General features: G+C 49.6%; 16 protein-coding genes. 6 read left to right on the top strand and 10 right to left on the bottom strand.

All coding sequences use genetic code 11. From position 1 onward, the window contains the following. Window positions 1-150: 150 nt before the first annotated feature. On the top strand, window positions 151-669 hold the full coding sequence (locus ABEA66_RS30185; protein WP_079914517.1) for a dihydrofolate reductase family protein: 519 nt from the start codon (window positions 151-153) through the stop codon (window positions 667-669). A gap of 60 nt (window positions 670-729) precedes the next feature. Here the strand turns inward: ABEA66_RS30185 and ABEA66_RS30180 are convergent, their stop codons facing one another. The 4 genes from ABEA66_RS30180 to ABEA66_RS30165 all read right to left on the bottom strand — a co-directional run bounded on the left by ABEA66_RS30180 (window position 730) and on the right by ABEA66_RS30165 (window position 3,939). Next, window positions 730-1,716 carry a phosphotransferase enzyme family protein gene (locus ABEA66_RS30180; protein WP_345593452.1) on the bottom strand — a complete coding sequence of 329 codons (987 nt, stop codon included), beginning with the start codon at window positions 1,714-1,716 and terminating at the stop codon, window positions 730-732. Between the two features lie 690 nt (window positions 1,717-2,406). Further along, on the bottom strand, window positions 2,407-2,919 hold the full coding sequence (locus tag ABEA66_RS30175) for an SRPBCC family protein (RefSeq protein ID WP_345593450.1): 513 nt from the start codon (window positions 2,917-2,919) through the stop codon (window positions 2,407-2,409). A 58-nt stretch (window positions 2,920-2,977) separates the two neighbouring features. Continuing rightward, on the bottom strand, window positions 2,978-3,316 hold the full coding sequence (locus ABEA66_RS30170; RefSeq protein WP_192705933.1) for a DUF1801 domain-containing protein: 339 nt from the start codon (window positions 3,314-3,316) through the stop codon (window positions 2,978-2,980). Window positions 3,317-3,324: 8 nt separating this feature from the next. After that, a complete protein-coding gene (locus ABEA66_RS30165) occupies window positions 3,325-3,939 on the bottom strand; it encodes a TetR/AcrR family transcriptional regulator (protein ID WP_377740858.1) in 615 nt (204 codons plus the stop codon). A gap of 407 nt (window positions 3,940-4,346) precedes the next feature. On the opposite strand from ABEA66_RS30165, the gene ABEA66_RS30160 reads away from it, so the two are divergent. Both ABEA66_RS30160 and ABEA66_RS30155 read left to right on the top strand, forming a co-directional pair. After that, on the top strand, window positions 4,347-4,916 hold the full coding sequence (locus ABEA66_RS30160; RefSeq protein WP_079914513.1) for a PadR family transcriptional regulator: 570 nt from the start codon (window positions 4,347-4,349) through the stop codon (window positions 4,914-4,916). Then, entirely contained in the window at window positions 4,900-5,880 is a 981-nt protein-coding gene (locus ABEA66_RS30155; protein ID WP_345593446.1) for a BtrH N-terminal domain-containing protein, read from the top strand. The genes ABEA66_RS30160 and ABEA66_RS30155 overlap by 17 nt, the downstream gene beginning before the upstream one ends. Before the next feature lie 300 nt (window positions 5,881-6,180). Here the strand turns inward: ABEA66_RS30155 and glmS are convergent, their stop codons facing one another. After that, the gene (gene glmS / locus ABEA66_RS30150; protein WP_192705918.1) at window positions 6,181-8,010 is read right to left on the bottom strand and encodes a glutamine--fructose-6-phosphate transaminase (isomerizing); all 1,830 of its coding nucleotides are present in this window, start codon (window positions 8,008-8,010) and stop codon (window positions 6,181-6,183) included. A gap of 269 nt (window positions 8,011-8,279) precedes the next feature. Then, on the bottom strand, window positions 8,280-10,076 hold the full coding sequence (locus ABEA66_RS30145; protein WP_345593444.1) for an ABC transporter substrate-binding protein: 1,797 nt from the start codon (window positions 10,074-10,076) through the stop codon (window positions 8,280-8,282). A 165-nt stretch (window positions 10,077-10,241) separates the two neighbouring features. Between ABEA66_RS30145 and ABEA66_RS30140 the strand changes: the two genes are divergently transcribed. Both ABEA66_RS30140 and ABEA66_RS30135 read left to right on the top strand, forming a co-directional pair. Beyond that, window positions 10,242-10,649, top strand: a complete 408-nt coding sequence (locus tag ABEA66_RS30140) for a hypothetical protein (RefSeq protein WP_345593443.1) — start codon at window positions 10,242-10,244, stop codon at window positions 10,647-10,649. Between the two features lie 36 nt (window positions 10,650-10,685). Then, entirely contained in the window at window positions 10,686-12,239 is a 1,554-nt protein-coding gene (locus ABEA66_RS30135) for a DUF4153 domain-containing protein (protein ID WP_345593441.1), read from the top strand. 61 nt (window positions 12,240-12,300) lie between these two features. On the opposite strand, the gene ABEA66_RS30130 is transcribed toward ABEA66_RS30135, so the two are convergent. The 3 genes from ABEA66_RS30130 to ABEA66_RS30120 form a co-directional block, all read right to left on the bottom strand. Then, window positions 12,301-13,047, bottom strand: a complete 747-nt coding sequence (locus ABEA66_RS30130) for an HAD family hydrolase (RefSeq protein ID WP_345593440.1) — start codon at window positions 13,045-13,047, stop codon at window positions 12,301-12,303. A 115-nt stretch (window positions 13,048-13,162) separates the two neighbouring features. Next, the gene (locus ABEA66_RS30125) at window positions 13,163-13,555 is read right to left on the bottom strand and encodes a bactofilin family protein (protein ID WP_345593439.1); all 393 of its coding nucleotides are present in this window, start codon (window positions 13,553-13,555) and stop codon (window positions 13,163-13,165) included. A gap of 32 nt (window positions 13,556-13,587) precedes the next feature. Continuing rightward, complete coding sequence (locus tag ABEA66_RS30120; protein ID WP_345593437.1) at window positions 13,588-14,568, bottom strand: M23 family metallopeptidase; 981 nt, start codon at window positions 14,566-14,568, stop codon at window positions 13,588-13,590. 78 nt (window positions 14,569-14,646) lie between these two features. On the opposite strand from ABEA66_RS30120, the gene ABEA66_RS30115 reads away from it, so the two are divergent. Next, window positions 14,647-14,904, top strand: coding sequence for a hypothetical protein (locus ABEA66_RS30115; RefSeq protein WP_345593435.1), 258 nt, complete (start codon window positions 14,647-14,649; stop codon window positions 14,902-14,904). Between the two features lie 15 nt (window positions 14,905-14,919). Here the strand turns inward: ABEA66_RS30115 and ABEA66_RS30110 are convergent, their stop codons facing one another. Beyond that, window positions 14,920-16,353, bottom strand: coding sequence for a GerAB/ArcD/ProY family transporter (locus ABEA66_RS30110; protein ID WP_345593433.1), 1,434 nt, complete (start codon window positions 16,351-16,353; stop codon window positions 14,920-14,922). Window positions 16,354-16,374 lie beyond the last annotated feature (21 nt).

The following is a 16,374-nucleotide window of genomic DNA, read 5'->3' as shown; positions in this document are numbered from 1 at the left end:
CTTAAATGTAACTACTTTTCAAATGTAGCATAGATCCATTAAGATGTGAAGGAAGGACGGAACAACATGAAGTTCATCAAAAACGTTTGGAACGGGTGGCAGCAGCTATCCTAGCAATATCGCAACGCGAATATGAGGAGGAATAAAAATATGAAAAACATTGTATGGGCAACGTTAACCGCCAATGGCAATTATGCTCAATCCGGTCCCGAAAATCCGCCGAAAAAAGAATCGCTGGACGACTTCTTTGCACATGCCAAAGCTGCAGGGAATTTCATTGTCGGTCGCCGAACCTTCGAAGGAATGCGCGGTAACGGCGGACCGGGGCCCTTTGCCGATATCGATATCGTGGTAGTTTCTAAAAGCGCCGCGGAAATTCCGGGGGTAAAGGTTGTAAGATCGCCGGAGGAAGCCTTGGACTACCTGGGGGAGAGAGGCCATCAGACCGCTCTTATTAGCGGAGGCGCAGATATTCACAATTCATTCCTGGGTCTGGGACTTGTAGACGAAGTGATTTTCAACGTGGCACCTGTATTGGAAGGTAGAGGACTAAATCTCTTGATTGACAAAGATAACTATTGTTTTAAGCCTGTGCAGCTGCTGGACTGCAAGCCCCTAGGCAGCGGCGTCGTTCAACTGCGCTATGCGATCGATAGAACTGTGTCCTAGAAGTTTATGCCGATTCTCTTTCCCTTTCGCCATGACCCCTTTTTGAGGGGTCATTATTTCTCAAAAGAGTGGAATTCCGAAGGAAGTAGATGCTTCTTTCAGCCTTTTTTTCAGTCTTTTCCTCAAATTCATCATCCAGTCAGGCTCATGATCCCACTTCTCTTCAGCAGCTCTTAAAATCCTTGCATAGCCGTATAAATTAGCAAATCGTCTGCATGCTGGTAAAAGCTCATCTAAATGATATGGGATAGCATATTCTGTCAAGTAACCGTCTATAAAGCATTGTTTCTTCTGTTCCATTAGTTCATAGGAGATGTGCTCCTGCAAATGATTGAGCGCCTGCTCAATATCCATCGCATACCAGTGGTACATAGCATCATCAAAATCTATTGCATTACATGAATCGGTTTCTTCATCGTAAAATATATTATCACATTCAAAATCATAATGAATGAGCCCAAAATTGCTGCTGGATTTCGGGATCGTATCAAAAAAATCTCGAAGTAACTTCACCTCATGTAAGGCTTCCGTCTCTTCCGGAAATTCCATGAGCACATTCTGAATCCAGCTCAGAACATCCATATAGGACCATCTTTCGTATCGGCCGGGTACATATTGACTTGAAAGGCGGTGGAGCCTTCCTAGAGCTTTTCCATAGCTGAATAGGATCCCGTCACTCATATCGGTATTACTAAGCTGAACACCGGAAACACGCTTAAATACGGAGGAATAGTATTCCCCCCAAGGAGTTCGTACCTCCACAAGCTTTTCGCCATGCTTTGATGCAACCGATTCTAAAACTCCATACTGCTTGCTACGCAAATACGAAATAAAATCAAGTTCCGCCTGTATGTTCGATTTTACCTTTTCCGATTTGGGTGCAAAACGTAATAGATGGGTCTTACCCTCCGATTTAAACGGATAAATGGCGTTTGACGATATGCGATAATGCTTAAACATCCCTATCGAATCCTCATCGTAGTGCCAATTTTTTAAAACCATTTCCGCCAAGTCTGCATTATTGAAAAGATACCTCAATTTCAGCATTAGCTGCATCGCCCCTTATGAAAAATAGTTTATTTAACAATTCCTCCATTTCATTACAGCTTATCATAAGCATGCAGAACCTTTCTGGGAGAAAAAAGCTAAAATCAAACTTCCCTGACCGTTAGCGCATCCATCGATCCTCGATAATGCTTTTTATCCTAAGTCGCGAAAAATAAAAGAATCTACATATTAGGCGTGCTTAATATGTAAATCCCGTATTTAAAAGAGCCGACTTGTACTTTCATGTTCTTTATTTACTCCCTGGAATTCGAACCCTGCTTTTACCGGCACATACTTCAATGCAATACGATTTTGTACTTGATTAATTGATCATTAAATAAAAGCTCCAAATGCGGCTGCCGGGAGAACAATTCCAACCGGACACCAAACCAGCGGATCAGCTGACAAGTAATGCACCTCGAAATAGCAGCTCTTCAAATCAAACAGACTTAAAACTCCACCAACTAGCGGCGAAAAGCCAGACCATTGATAGCCGAAGTTTACTTCCCAGCCCGCTGAAGTAACCACAGACTTTGTCCATTTTGAAACAGACACAGCGGCAGTCTAAGGCTGAAAAATAAAGTCCTAGACTGCCGCTGTTTGATTGAACTAACATACCCGTTTAGCTGAAACGTAATGGTTCAAAGTGATTAAAGTTATTTTTGGTCGATTAACTTTTTTATCGCTTTTCTACTTTAGGGAGACAAGATAATCAGCAAGTTGATCGAAAGTGCCCTCAAGACCTTGTTGAAGCATTGGTGCCATACCGTTGTAGGCTTCTTGTTCCTCAGCGGATGCGTTCACAGGGCCACCTTTCAGTTTTAATACAGTTTTACCTTCGTCATCTTCTAGCGTGATGATATTCATAACTTCAAGAGGCCAGTTCGCACTAAAAGGCGCTCGGATCGTATTGCCTTGCTCATCGGAAAAGGATTGGATAAAAGCCACTTTCTCAGGTTCGACTACCTCTTGGTATGCAAATTTTCCCCACATGACGTGATTTCCGTCGGGAGACGTCTGAAAGCCTAAAAACTCGCCACCTGATCGGGCGTCCATTTTAACGACTTCGAGGGTGAAACCCTTTGGTCCCCACCATTTCGCGAAATGCCCGATCTCTGTCCATGCTTTAAATACAAGTTCGCGAGGGGTATCGAATACACGCGTAATAACAATTTCAAACGATTGTTTCAGATCGTTATCCATGACAATCCTCCTTTAATTTTGAAGGGAAACTATGCCCAATGATAAATGTGAAAGCTTGCTACAGAGTGCTTGAAGCCTGAACCAGCAGATTGGCCAGGAGACCGTAATCGGGTGTATCTTCTTTACGGATTTTTAGCCATTTCCTCTCGTCGGGCCCTTCAAATCCTTTCGGAAACGTAAGGCCGGAAGCATTCATGATCATAAATGCAATGGCATCTTTCGATGGTGATATAACCGCTGCATAATGTCCGTGTTTCAGGAAATGGGGCTTTTTGTATTGAATGCGTTCTTCGGCTTCCGGTATAACCTGGTGTACCATCTGGCGTAGTTGGTTGCTGACCTCGATTTTCCATGGTTGATCAAGGTTCTCGATAAATGCGGAAACTTCCTGATTCATCATTTCTTTTACAGCTCCTTTTCATAGTTTGTTTTGGAAAGAGTTAGAGAACTGACGAAGATTTTCACGTTCTCTTGTATGAACTGATCGAGACTGATACCAGGATAATTGTTACCAGCTTCCAAATCGTTAATGAACGCGCCATATTGAGCCATCATGAATGTAAACGCCTGCATAGTGGGGTTCGAACAAGTTATTTTTCCTTTCTCGCTCATCGTAATGAAGTAATCTGTCAGAAACGTCAACAGTTGGCGGGGATGCTGCAGTCGGCGTTCTTTAAAGCCGGGGATATGGACCTCATCTTTTAAGGCGATCAGAATCAGCTTTCGGTCTCGGTTCATGATGTCATGATATTTTTTGCTGATGCTTAGAAGGTCGGCTTCTAACTCCCATACAATCTGCTCATTGAAGAGTGCTCGCATCTCTTCGGCATAATGAAATCGTTCAAGGGCGGCTTCCAGCAAATTTTGCTTGCTACCGAAATGTCGAAAAAGCGTCTTTTCGCTTAAATCGGCAGATGAGGCGATTTCCTCTGTCGTGACGCTGTGGTAGCCTTTCTCTGAAATTAGGTCGATCGCAGCCCGTAACAATTTCTCCGCGCTCTCTTGCTTAGTTTGACGCATGATCATCTCCCTTTCTGCAGATTACAAAATGTCTGTCAGTGGTGACTGACATTATTTTATTCCAAATTTAACCTATCGTCAAGAGGCCTGCACCTCGTTTGTAATGAAAAAACCTCCCGTAAGTCGTAAAACTGTATAGTAATGGCCCATGTATGCAAGATTTATCGAAGCACTTGCTGAGCAGGCTTCCTGTTGATGACTTTTTTCGCCGCCTTATTGTTTCCCGTTAGACTATTCCGCGTTGTAGCTATCCTGCCCGTTGTTTTGAGAAAAGTAAAGTATTAGACTGTGCCCGAAAATAGAAACAGCGACAGCCACCGTATTTCCATCCTCTGTTCGGATGTTGATCTTATATTACACTAGTGATATATTACATATGTGGAATAAAATGATCTGAGGAGTCCCGCATGCATTTATCGAACGTAGAATTTATACTGCTGCAATTGGTCGCTGAGTGCCGTCATGTTTCGGGGTACGATATTATGAAGATGGTCAATCATCGAGGTTATCGGGAATGGGCAAATATCGGCACGACATCAATTTATACAGGACTGAAGAAATTGAGCACCAAAGGATGGATCGTTTCCGATGGACCCGACAGTAAGTTCGGCAAAGGACCCGTTCCGACCCAGTTTGCTCTAACCGAAAGCGGTATGAACAGATTAAAAAACGAAATTGTTGACAGTCTATCGTCATCACGGGAGCGCGACATCCGCTTCGATCTCGGACTGGCTGCTTTGCCTCTAATCGGAAAAGACGAGGCCATCGCCGCTCTTCGGGCTAGGTTGGATTTTCTCAGAGCTGCTGAAACCAAAATACGGCAGAAGTACGAAGCGCAAGGCTGCGACCATTTGCCGCTGAACGTAAGGGCGCTGTTCCTGCATCCGATCATCTTGATCGACAGTGAACGCAAATTCGTTTCCAATCTAATTAACGAATTAATGGGGGAGTCAGGGGAATATGGGAAGCATTGTTGAAGGATTCGTCCCTTATCAAGGAGATCATTGTGAGACAACTGCCTTAGGCAATTTACTGCAATTTGCGGAAGTCCGGCTATCGGAACCGATGCTTTTTGGACTAGGGCAGGGGCTAGGATTCATTTATTGGGATTCGAAAGGAATGGATGTTCCTTTCATCGGAGGAAGGGTAAAACCAGATATATTGACGGCCAACCTTGCTATTAGGCTGGGTTTGACCGTCAACAATCAAGAAACGTCATCCGTCGACAAAGCCTGGAATAACGTACGGCATTGCATCGATCGCGGAATACCAGTCGGGCTGAAATTGGATTCCTATTACTTGGACTATTTCACGAACAAGGTCCACTTTGCCGGTCACTATGCGGTCCTATACGGCTACAATGATGAATATGCCTACATGGCCGACACCAGACAGCAAGGCGGTCTGGTAGAGACGCGTTTGACAAGCCTGGGTTCGGCCAGAAATGCTAAGGGGCCCATGAGTTCGCGGAATCGTTCTTTTACGATCGAGCCCATCGGCGCTTTGCCCCCGCTTATTCCAGCTATACGTGCTGCCTTAGCCAACAATGCGTCTGACTACTTAAATCCGCCTATTCGCAATATCGGAAATAAAGGCATCGTCAGGATGAGCAGCGAAATTCTGAAATGGCCTTCTCGTGTCAAAAATCCCGAACAGGATCTATCCCTGATCGCAATGCTGATGGAACGAGCGGGAACAGGTGGAGCTTTGTTTCGGAATTTGTACCGGGATTTCTTGAAAGAATGCGCCGATCGGCTGGAGGACCCGAAGATCGAACAAGCCTGCCGTTTGTTTACGGAAATCGCCCCATTATGGGTCGATGTCTCTGCTTCGATCGACCATGCGGGAAGAAAAGGGAGCCTTCAGGATCTGCAGCATGCATCAAAGCTGTTGCTCGAGATAGCGGAAAAAGAACGCACAGCCATGGAGTTATTGTTATAACCGATTGGAATTACCGTCACTAAAGGCGAAACTACGACAGATTCTTGGCGAAGCTTGTTTTGAACATTCGGTTCACATTCAAAAACGGCACAGAGATTCAGGCATGAATCCTATAAACAACAGGCACCGGGCCACTGATCAACTCAGTGGCTCGGTGCCTTGCTGCTACAAATTAATTATGAAAGAACTGCGTTGTAATCCCAACAACCTTGTTCATATTTTCAATCCTTCATTTCGCAATATTAAACAACTTTATTCCCAGACAGCATCATTCATCATCACCGGGACTGCTCTTTATATCTATTCAACCGTCACGCTTTTAGCCAAATTCCTCGGCTTGTCTACATCATTGCCCCGGGTCAAGGCAGCGTAATACGCAAGCAGCTGCAGCGGGATGACCGACAATGCCGGTGTCAGCAGGGCATGGGTACGCGGAATATAGAGGACCTCATCGGCAGCCTTGACGATCTCCGTGTTTCCTTCCATCGCGACAGCGATGACATAGGCTCCGCGGGCTTTGACTTCCTTCATGTTGCTGATCGTTTTTTCCAGCAGCGCTTCCTGGGTAGCGATCGCAATCACCGGCGTGCCTTCTTCGATTAAGGCAAGCGATCCGTGCTTGAGCTCGCCGGCGGGATAGGCCTCTGAATGGATGTAGGAAATCTCCTTCAGCTTAAGCGACGCTTCCTGTGCCACCATGGCGTCGAGGCCGCGCCCGATAAAATAAAGGTCGTCATAGGCCGCGATTTGCTTGGCCGTTTGAACGATAGGCTCGATTTGCTTCAGCATGGACTCGACTTGTCCAGGCAGCTGCTTCAGCCCCTCCAGAAGCTCAATACGCTCATGAGCATTAGAAGTATCCAGGCTCTGCGAAATATAGAGCGTCAGCAGATAGAAGGCAATGAGCTGCGAAGTATAGGCTTTCGTCGAAGCTACGGCGATTTCCGGGCCTGCCCAGGTGAAGATCACATGATCGGCTTCTCTCGCGACGGAGCTGCCGACGACGTTGGTTATAGCCAGTACCTGGGCTCCGCACTGCTTCGCTTCGCGCATGGCGGCCAGGGTATCCGCGGTTTCGCCCGATTGGCTGACGACGATCACCAGCGTATTATCGCGAATGACCGGCTGACGGTAACGATATTCGGATGCGACATCGACCTCCACAGGAATGCGGGTTAGCCGTTCAATGACGGCCTTGCCGACAAGGCCTGCATGGTAGGCGGTTCCGCAAGCTACGATATGGATGTGACTGACCTCCCGCAGCGATTCCGGAGCGATCTTCACTTCAGGAAGAACGACTTGTTGGTTGTCTTCTTCTACCCGGCTTCTCATCGTATCCAGATAAGCGCGAGGCTGCTCGTAAATTTCCTTGAGCATGAAATGATCGTAGCCGCCTTTTTCCGCCATCATAATGTCCCAGTCGATACGGAACAGCTGCTTGGCGATAAAATTCCCTTCAAGCGTCATCAGCTCCACCGTATCACGGGAGATGACCGCCATCTCTCCATCGCCCAGAATGTAGACGTCCCGCGTATATTCGAGAATGGCGGGAATATCCGACCCGATGAAATTCTCACCGTTGCCGACGCCGATAATTAACGGGCTCGCCCAGCGAACCGCGATCAGCTTATCCGGCTCATGCTCGGACAGAACGACGATGGCATAGGCTCCGCGAATGCGGCTGACCGCCTGTTGAACGGCTTGAACCAGGTTCCCGTTATAATAATGGGCGATGAGATGGCTGATCACCTCGGTGTCCGTTTCCGACAAGAACTGATGCCCTAGCTGCTCCAGCTCTTCTTTCAACTGCTGATGATTTTCAATGATTCCGTTATGTACAACCGATATTTTCATGCTGTTATCGGCATGGGGGTGCGAATTCTCATCCGACGGCTTGCCGTGCGTAGCCCAACGGGTATGCCCGATGCCTGCAAAGCCGACAAGCGGCTGGTGCTCGAGTCTCGATTCCAGCTCCTGAATTCTTCCTTTCGACTTGGCGATATGAAGCCCCTCGGACGTGTGCACTGCTAATCCGGCAGAGTCATACCCCCGGTACTCCAATTTTTTTAACCCCTCCAGCAAAATGGGCTGCGAATCTCGGCTTCCGATATACCCGACAATACCACACATGGCTTGGCTTCCTCCCTGTTCTTATTTAGGCTGTGCCCATGAAATTGCACATTCGTTCTCTATAACGAATATTTATCTCAAGTATACCTGATTATTCTGCAAAATCAACTACTCACTTAGGACAAACTTCGTTTTAAAGAACAAATGTAACAAAAATTCAACATATTCCTCTACGTCAGCTCAGTTTCATTGTTCTTTGTAGAGGAATTCCGGCGAGGCCCTGTGCGGGAGCAGAGGGAGGATCCCACGTTCTGCCGAGGCGGGCTTGATTACGGCTTATACCATATATTTTTGAACTGCACCCAGTCCAGAGAATCGAGAGATATTCCTTTGACAGAGGAATGGTAGATCGTCTTGAGCCGTTTGAAATACAGCCATTGCAGCACATGATCGTCACGAAGCCGTCTTTCGATGCTTTGCAGCAGTCCGGCCCGTCCTTCCCGATGAGACTCTCGCAGCGCTGCTGCGATGAATTGCTCGACGGCGGCCTTGCATGCCGGCTCCAGGTGATGCTGCATGCTTTTGTACAGATCGATGAGTCTCAGCTCCGTATCGTTATCGAGCATGATCGAGAAGAGCAGCATGTCCGCCTGCAGCCTGCGTTCGCCCTTGAATTCCTCCACGGGCAGCAGAGACAGCTCCACGGCCAGCCCCGCCTCCCGCAGGAGGGTTTGGACTAGCAGAGCATCCCGTTCGTAATGCGTTATCGTGCATAAAGTGATGCGTTCGCCTGCATAGCCCGACTGCTTGATAAGACTGCGCACCTGAGCAAGATCGGATTCGGGCGGGTTGATCGCAGTGTGCCGAATAAAGCTGTCGGCAGCGTAGAGAGCATCGCCGTCCAGCAGCTCCAGCAGCTTGCGCTGGTCTAGGGCGGCGTACACCGCCTCGCGAATCGCCGGGTCCTTGAGCGGCCCCTGCTTGAGCAGGTTGAACGTGACGAACTTGCAGGTCGTGCCCTGCTGCTGAACTTGATGCCAGGGGCTTTCCGCTTCATCCGGCAGCCGGTAGTTATGAATGATCTGAAAGCTTTCCAGCGTCCGGTAGCGGTCCTGCTGCTGCATATCCGGAACATGCCACAGCTCGACGCGGTCCAGATGGGCCCGTCCTTGAAAATAAGTCGGGAACGCATCCAGCACGCACATCGAATCGTCCAGATAGGTGAGCTTGAAGGGACCGGTGCCGATGGGAGCGCGCGCGAACGCTTCTTTCCCTTCCTTTTCGGTGCTGAACCCGGCATAGGCGTCCTTTGGAATGATGGAAGCGCGGTTCGTGCTCATAAATTGCAGGAACAGCTCATTGGGCTCCGTCAAATAGACAGTCAGCGTTAACGGGTCGATGATATCGACACGCTCGATTTGCCGGTACACCCACCGGTATAAGGAACGGGCCTCTGACTGCTTGAGGCGCTCCAGAGTAAAGCGAATGTCCTCGGCCACCAGCTCCTTTCCGTGATGGAACATCACGCCCTTGCGCAGATAGAAGGTCCATGCCGAGCGATCGGCGCTGGATTCCCAGGCATGGGCCAAGTGAGGCTCAATCGTTTGGGTCAGCCGGTTGTAACGGACCAGGCTGTCGAACAGTTGATTGACCAGATGCCCCTCCGTGGAGAAATTCGTAAATGCGGGGTCCAGCGATTGGATAGGCTGGGTCAACGGAAAGCGAAGCGTATCGAACCGCTTGCTGTCGCGAACCTCGCTGCTGTACCCGAAGTGCCCGTTCAGCCAGCTGTGAAAATGGTCCTTCAGAGAGTCCGGAATCGAAGACACGTTCATCTGCTCCAGCGCCCCGTGAAGATCCTTCCGTTCCACAAGCTCCTTGGCAAGCAGCAAAATTATATCTTCCGTCGGCGTCAGGAACAAGAGAGAGGAGCGATTGCCCCTTCCTCGCTTGGGGAGCCACTGGAGCCAGCCCTCGCTGTTCATTTTTTTCAGAATCATAGCCGCATTGCGATGGGTGCAGTCCAGAATAGCCGCAATATCGTCTAATAGAATGTCTTGCTCCTGATGCTCGCCGACATGCGGCAGCTTTTCACGCAATCTTATATAATGGCTGGCTAGTTTCATCGTTTCACCTCAATGATTTCATATATTAAAAGAATAACCGTTTATTGGAATCAAAAATAGGAAATTTCCATTTACAAACTTGCGCTTTTTATTCCTATTTTACAGCCTACAATAAAAAAAGAAAGCCGTAGTCACACCAAACCGCTTTCTTAAGGAGGTTACCAAGTGAATACGTGGAGTGTTTTGGCGGATAGCCGCCTGCTGCAAATGCATTGGACTGAACAGTTTATTAAGGAATCCCAACTGGCTATAGAGCGGGAGACGATAGCGGAGACGGCGCAGACCGTCCTGTTTTATGCAAGCTTATATCTGGAGTTAGAGGAGCAAAAGGAAACTGACTTGCGAGCAAGGGGCCAGTCGTCATGGCTTTCCTCCGAGCAGGAGATTGTGGCCAAAGCGCTGGAGCTCGTACCCGCATCGTACCACGGGCTGCTGCAAATGTGTTCCCTGATCTCTTCCTTAACCGTAGATCTGGAACTGCAGGATAATGAATTGAAGGCTCTTCGGCTAAAGGCTTCTTCCTTTATCGACTATGTCGGGGAGAGAGCGCAGCTGGAGCATTGGTTTCATTAAAATACGAAATCGAATGTTAGGGAGGTTAACCGGAACATGATTACGGAGAACCAATCGGTGCGCAAACAGGAAATGATAGTTTTGGCGGGAGCGCTGGTTTGCGCATGGATTCATTACCTGCTTTTTTCCAACAAGGAATGGGGACTTTCGTATCCGTTGTTTACGCTGGGCTTTTACCTTTATTTTTATTGGTCTATCAAGGCTGTACCGGAGAGGGGAGTCCGCAGCTGGCTGCTTCTGCTGCCAATCGGCCTGCTTTCGTTCACGTATGCGGCATTTACCAATGCTTTGTTCACCGTGCTTAATGCGTTGCTGATCCCCTGCCTTATTGTCTTACATACGACATGGCTAGTGCGCAGGAAGGATTCGCGCCGATTGGACATAAGCCTTATAGTGGCTGCGCTTGACCAGATTTTCGTTCAAAGTATTCGGTATGTTCCAATGCCTGTACGATCGGTCGCCCGCATCCTGTCAGGGACTATGAAATGGAGGGGGTCTCAGCAGCTGTGGAAGGTGATGGCCGGCATAGTCGTATCGCTTCCTATTTTGCTGCTGGTCGGGTCCTTGCTGGCCTCCGCCGATACGATGTTCGACCGCTCGCTGTCCAGGCTGCCTGCGCTGTTAGCCGAGATCCGCATCGGTTATTTACTGCGGAATGCCGGCTGGGTTGTCTTTATGACCGTTGCGTTGTTCGCATATGTATGGGGATTGATGCATCCGAGGCCTAAGCTTACAGACATCCAGCGCATGCCTCCGTTAGCGCAGGAAGGGAGTGGGGAAGGCTGGGATCCGGGCCTTCCGGTACCGTATTCCAGACCTATACGAATCGACGGCACTATTATGGCGACCGTCCTGATCATGCTGAATGCGGTGTACATCCTGTTTGCCGTTGTCCAGTTCTCCTATTTCTTTGCCGGGGGCTCGGCCGTGCTTCCGGATGGGGTCACCTATGCGGAATATGCGCGGCGGGGCTTTGCGGAGCTGGTCATTGTAACCGTGATGAATTTGACGCTGCTGATGATAACCCTTCATGCCGTCGATCGAACCATCCGTGCGCTGGACCGGCTGCTCCGCACGCTTCTGGCCATGCTGGTAGGCTGTACGGCCGTAATGCTGTGCTCCGCCTTCTTCCGGCTATCGATGTACGAGATGGCTTACGGCTATACGGTCACCAGAGTGCTTGTTCATGCCTTTATGCTCTTCCTTGCCGTATTATTCGCTATTGCTCTATACAAGCTGTGGAACGACAGCTTTCGGCTGCTGCAGCCGTATGCCATTGCTGCCATTACAGCTTATACGGTGTTGAATTACATCCAGGTCGATGCGGTTGTAGCTTCGAGCAATCTGCAGCGGTTTGAAGCCACAGGAAAAATCGATGTTTCTTATTTGGGCTCGCTAAGCTATGAGGCGGTTCCTTATTTGCTGGAGTTGCAGCGCAGCTATCCGGATATGGAGCAGACGGCCGATGCGCTGGAGGCCATGAAGGAACGATTGCGAAGAGGGGAGCGGAGCTCCTGGGTGGAATTCAACTTCTCCCAACGAAGGGCTGCCGAAGCATTGGCAAGCTGGGAGAAGCCATCGGAGAGGTGATGTCTGACGATCCCGCACGAAACCGGACGAAGCGGAAGCTGACGTCCGGTCCCGGGGCGAATCAGCCGGTCGCTGCGTTTTCCGTATAGCGGCGGATCGCATCCGGGATTTCCGCGAGGGACGACAAGGTCAGGAACGCTCCCTGCGGTTCTGTATCGACCTGCACGTTATTGTAGGCCCATTCTTGAAGTGCAGGCATAAAGATCGCATGAATGCCGTTTTTGAGCGCAGGGGTAATGTCCGTGCGTAGCGAATTGCCGATCATCCAGGTGGCTTTGCGGTCAAGCCGGTTGTTGCGGATAATCGAATCCAGATACTCGGTCGTTTTATGCCTGGTGATGTGAATGCGGTCGGCAAAAAAACGCTCCAGTCCGGCTTCCGTCACCTTGCGCATCTGTACCTGCGGCACCCCGCCGGTGTACAAGTGAAGCTCATGCCCTTCTTCGGTTAACTGCGTTAATGTTTCATACATGAAAGGATAGGGCTCAATGTCATGCCCATATACGGACCGTCCGAGCTCCAGCAGCTGCCGCTGCTCCTGCTCGCTCTTGAGTCTTCCTGTCATATCGGAGAAAAACTCGTATGCATCCATAAATGATTGGGGGAAATGATCGGGTGCGAAGCCGGATTGCTCTACGCGCTGCAGATCGATTTCCGCCTGCTTTTGTTTGATTTCCGCGATAGGAATTTGGTAGGTGTGGAACCACATCTCCATCAAGTCGGCAAATTGGTCGACCACCATATCGAAAAATTTGTTGCAGTACAGCAGTGTATCGTCCATATCGAAAAGGATCGTTTGTTTGTTCATAGAAGGGTCTCCGTTTTCCGTGTCAGTGAGTAGGTCAATTCAGGCTCAAGCAATGGGGCATTGAGCCGTACAGCGTTTCGGCCGAAAGATGCCTAAGCTGTCACAGTTTGCCCCATTATACCACGGCACAAGGGAAAATCCTATCTTCCGCTCCGTCGCTCATTTGGCTTGTGCCCTGGAAGACAGCCCCTTTTTCAATGATCAGAGAGCCGGCCTGGACCGTGCCGATCAGCTTGCCCGTCGAGGTAATTCGGACGACCCCCTCTGCCTTTACCGTCCCTTCGAGTCTGCCGGCTATCGTGACGTCCTTCGCGGTAATGTCCGAGCGGACGACGCCTTTTTCCCCGATAACGACTTCACCGGAAATGCGCAGATCGCCTATGACTTCGCCTTCAATTCGAATATCGGCTTCCGACGTGCAGCTTCCTTCCCATAACGTTCCTTCCCCGATTAACGTATCGGTTCCCGCAGCACGGCGCTGCGGCTTTGCTTTGTTTAACATGGCCATCAGTAAGACTCCTCCTTAGGATTCATCCTGGATTATAGTCCAGGCAAGTATGGCTTGGGATCGGTGCTTTTCCCGTTATGAAGTATTTCGTAATGCAGATGGGGGCCGGTACTTCGGCCGGTAGAGCCGAGCTTGCCGATCTGCTGCCCGCGCTCTACGGCATCTCCCTGACGCACCAGCGCTTCGTTCAAATGCATGTACCAGGTGCGCAGTCCGCCGCCATGCTCCAGCACGACATGGTGTCCGTGGAACTTGTCATATCCGACGGTTATGGCAGTTCCCTTCGCGGCAGCGAGGACAGGATCGTTCATTTTACCGGCGATATCGATGCCGCGATGAAAGCTCAGCTTGCTTGTAATCGGATCCTTGCGATAGCCGAAAGGAGAGGTGACGGTGCGCGAGACCGTCGGCCATAATCCGGGCGTTCGCAGGGCAAGCTCCCTTTTTTCCAGCAGCGTCTCCTTCGATTGCTTCCAATGCTGCTCCAGCTCGGTCATATCCTGCTGCAGCACGGCGTAGCTCTCGCGGGTTTGCTTTGCGAGTGCCTTCATCTGCTGCGCCGTTACAGGATGGGCCGGCCCGCCCATACCGCCTTGGGCAGCCAAAGCTGCGGCCGCCTTAACAGGGCCTGTGGATACGGGAGCGCCGGAGGGAGCCAGCTTCCTGAGCTCGGTCTCGAGCTGTTTCATTTCCTCCACTTTGGTGCGTACTTCCGATGCCTGTCTGGAAAGCTGAAAAATTTCATTCTGCAGCTGCTCGATCGTTTTGTTCTTATTCGTTAAATCCTGCTCCAACCGGCTGTTATGCGCCTGCTGCCTGGATTCCGTCACTTGGGTTGCAGCCATGGAATGGAAATGAATCACATACACATACGATGCGGTACCCACAAACAGCATGACGGCAAGCAAGACGGAGCATAGGACCGCTCGGGATAGTTTGATTCGCTTGACGCTTTCATTCGCCTCCGGAATGATGACGAAGGTCAGCTTGTTTTGAAACCACTTGAACCTCATGATAACTCCTTTCGGTATGTTGCGAATCCCTATGGCATATATTGGTAGAAACTATGCATCCATGGAGGAGGAATTCGCTTGTCCTGGTTGAAAACGAGCCGCATGAATCTCATGGACCGTCTTACCATGCATTTGAAAGCCGAGGTAGCCCTTCAAGCGGAGGGGTTCTCCGGAGAACCGGCACTTATTCGCACAACCTATGCAGGAAGCTTTCAGGCAAGACTGGTCCGCAACGGAACAGACTTTATCGAGATTATCGTCTTCAGGGATGGGGAAGAGGAGGACCTTACCCTGCTCATTCCCTTGAATAAAATCATTAGCATCGAAGCGACATAATCACTCACTTCCCCCTCAAATTCTTTGCTGTCTCGCCTGCGTAAGCTCCATATAGGAGCTGATGGCGGCCAGAGTCATTGTGAGCCCATAGATGATGCCGCAAACAACCCCGATCGCCGCGAAATATTCGCTTCCCCAAAGCCCGGCGACAACAGAAACAATACTGGTCGTTAGCAGGATGTTGCTCAAGCGGGACCAAAGATGATAGGAAGGGCCATGCGCGCTCAAAGGAGAAGACCCCGGCCGCCTGTTCTGATTCGTCCCCTTCTGGTTGTCGTCCGCACCGGTATGGTTTGCAGAATCCGAGTCTCCATTGTCCTGTCTGGCAGGAGAGGGCTGATTCGAGCCGCTGTTTTGGCTGGTCTTCGGGACCGGGAACCTGCGGGACAATAGCAGCAGGAGAAGCAAAGCCAACGGCTGATAGCTTAGAACGATCACGGTGGAGCTGTAGTTCCCGAAGCTGAACACCTCGGTCGTGTTCTTAAAGGCAAGCAGCGACGTTAACAAGATAAAGTAACCGATCGGTGTATTGATGGTGCTGTAGTCCCTTTGTTTGACGAGACTGGCTAACCCTGTGAGCAAGGCGAGATAAATCAAAATATCCTTGGAGAATAAGATGGGTGCCCAGATGCTCAAAATCAATAGATCCATCCGGTCCAAAAAGTCGGTAATATGAATTTGCTGCACCAGATTATAATTAGGGTAAATCAGATTTCCGCTAATGATTGGACCGAACACCAGCACCTCCATCAGCAGGAAAATGCCGAGAAACAGAGAGGACAAGATGGCGCCGTGCCGAATGGCGGAACGTACCTGCTTGATTTGGCTGATCGCATGAAGGAATGCACCCGCAATGAAAATGTCTCCATACCAGCCAAGAGAGAGCATATTGCCGTAAAAGACATTAAAGAAATCTCCCGCAAGGATCGGCTCGATCAAGGATTTGTCCAATTCATTGGTCAGCATGAGCGGCATCAATAAAATCGTTAAAGCAAATAAAGGGAAGAAAATATCATTGACCCGGCCAATGACTTCAATGCTCGTCCTGCCGAAATACATAATGAGAAGGATCATAATGAACAAGACGACTTCTTCAGGTGTAGTGGGCAGCAGAATCGTGCCCATAAATTTGCTGAACGAACGTACGTCCCGAATCAGCATCAGCCAGAAGTGGACAATGAGAATCAGATTAAAGATTAACCCGACGGCTTTTCCCATCACGATTTTATTGATCTCAAACAGATTTCTGCCCGGAAATCGCTGCGCCAGCTTGCAAAAGGCATAGGCTACCAGCACGATGTAGAGGGTTGGCAGGATATAAGTGAACCAGGCATCCATTCGCGCTACCCTTACGAGATCATGCTGTATGCTGACAAGCCCCCCTCCTGTCAGGAGGGAAGCGATAAGCCAGGACATCTGCCTATAATTGATGATTTGCTTGGAATCCATACCTTCACCTGCTTTGTTATC

The organism is Paenibacillus vulneris (genome assembly GCF_039543185.1).
Lineage (GTDB): Bacteria > Bacillota > Bacilli > Paenibacillales > NBRC-103111 > Paenibacillus_S > Paenibacillus_S vulneris.
This window is presented reverse-complemented; position numbering and strand designations above follow the sequence as displayed.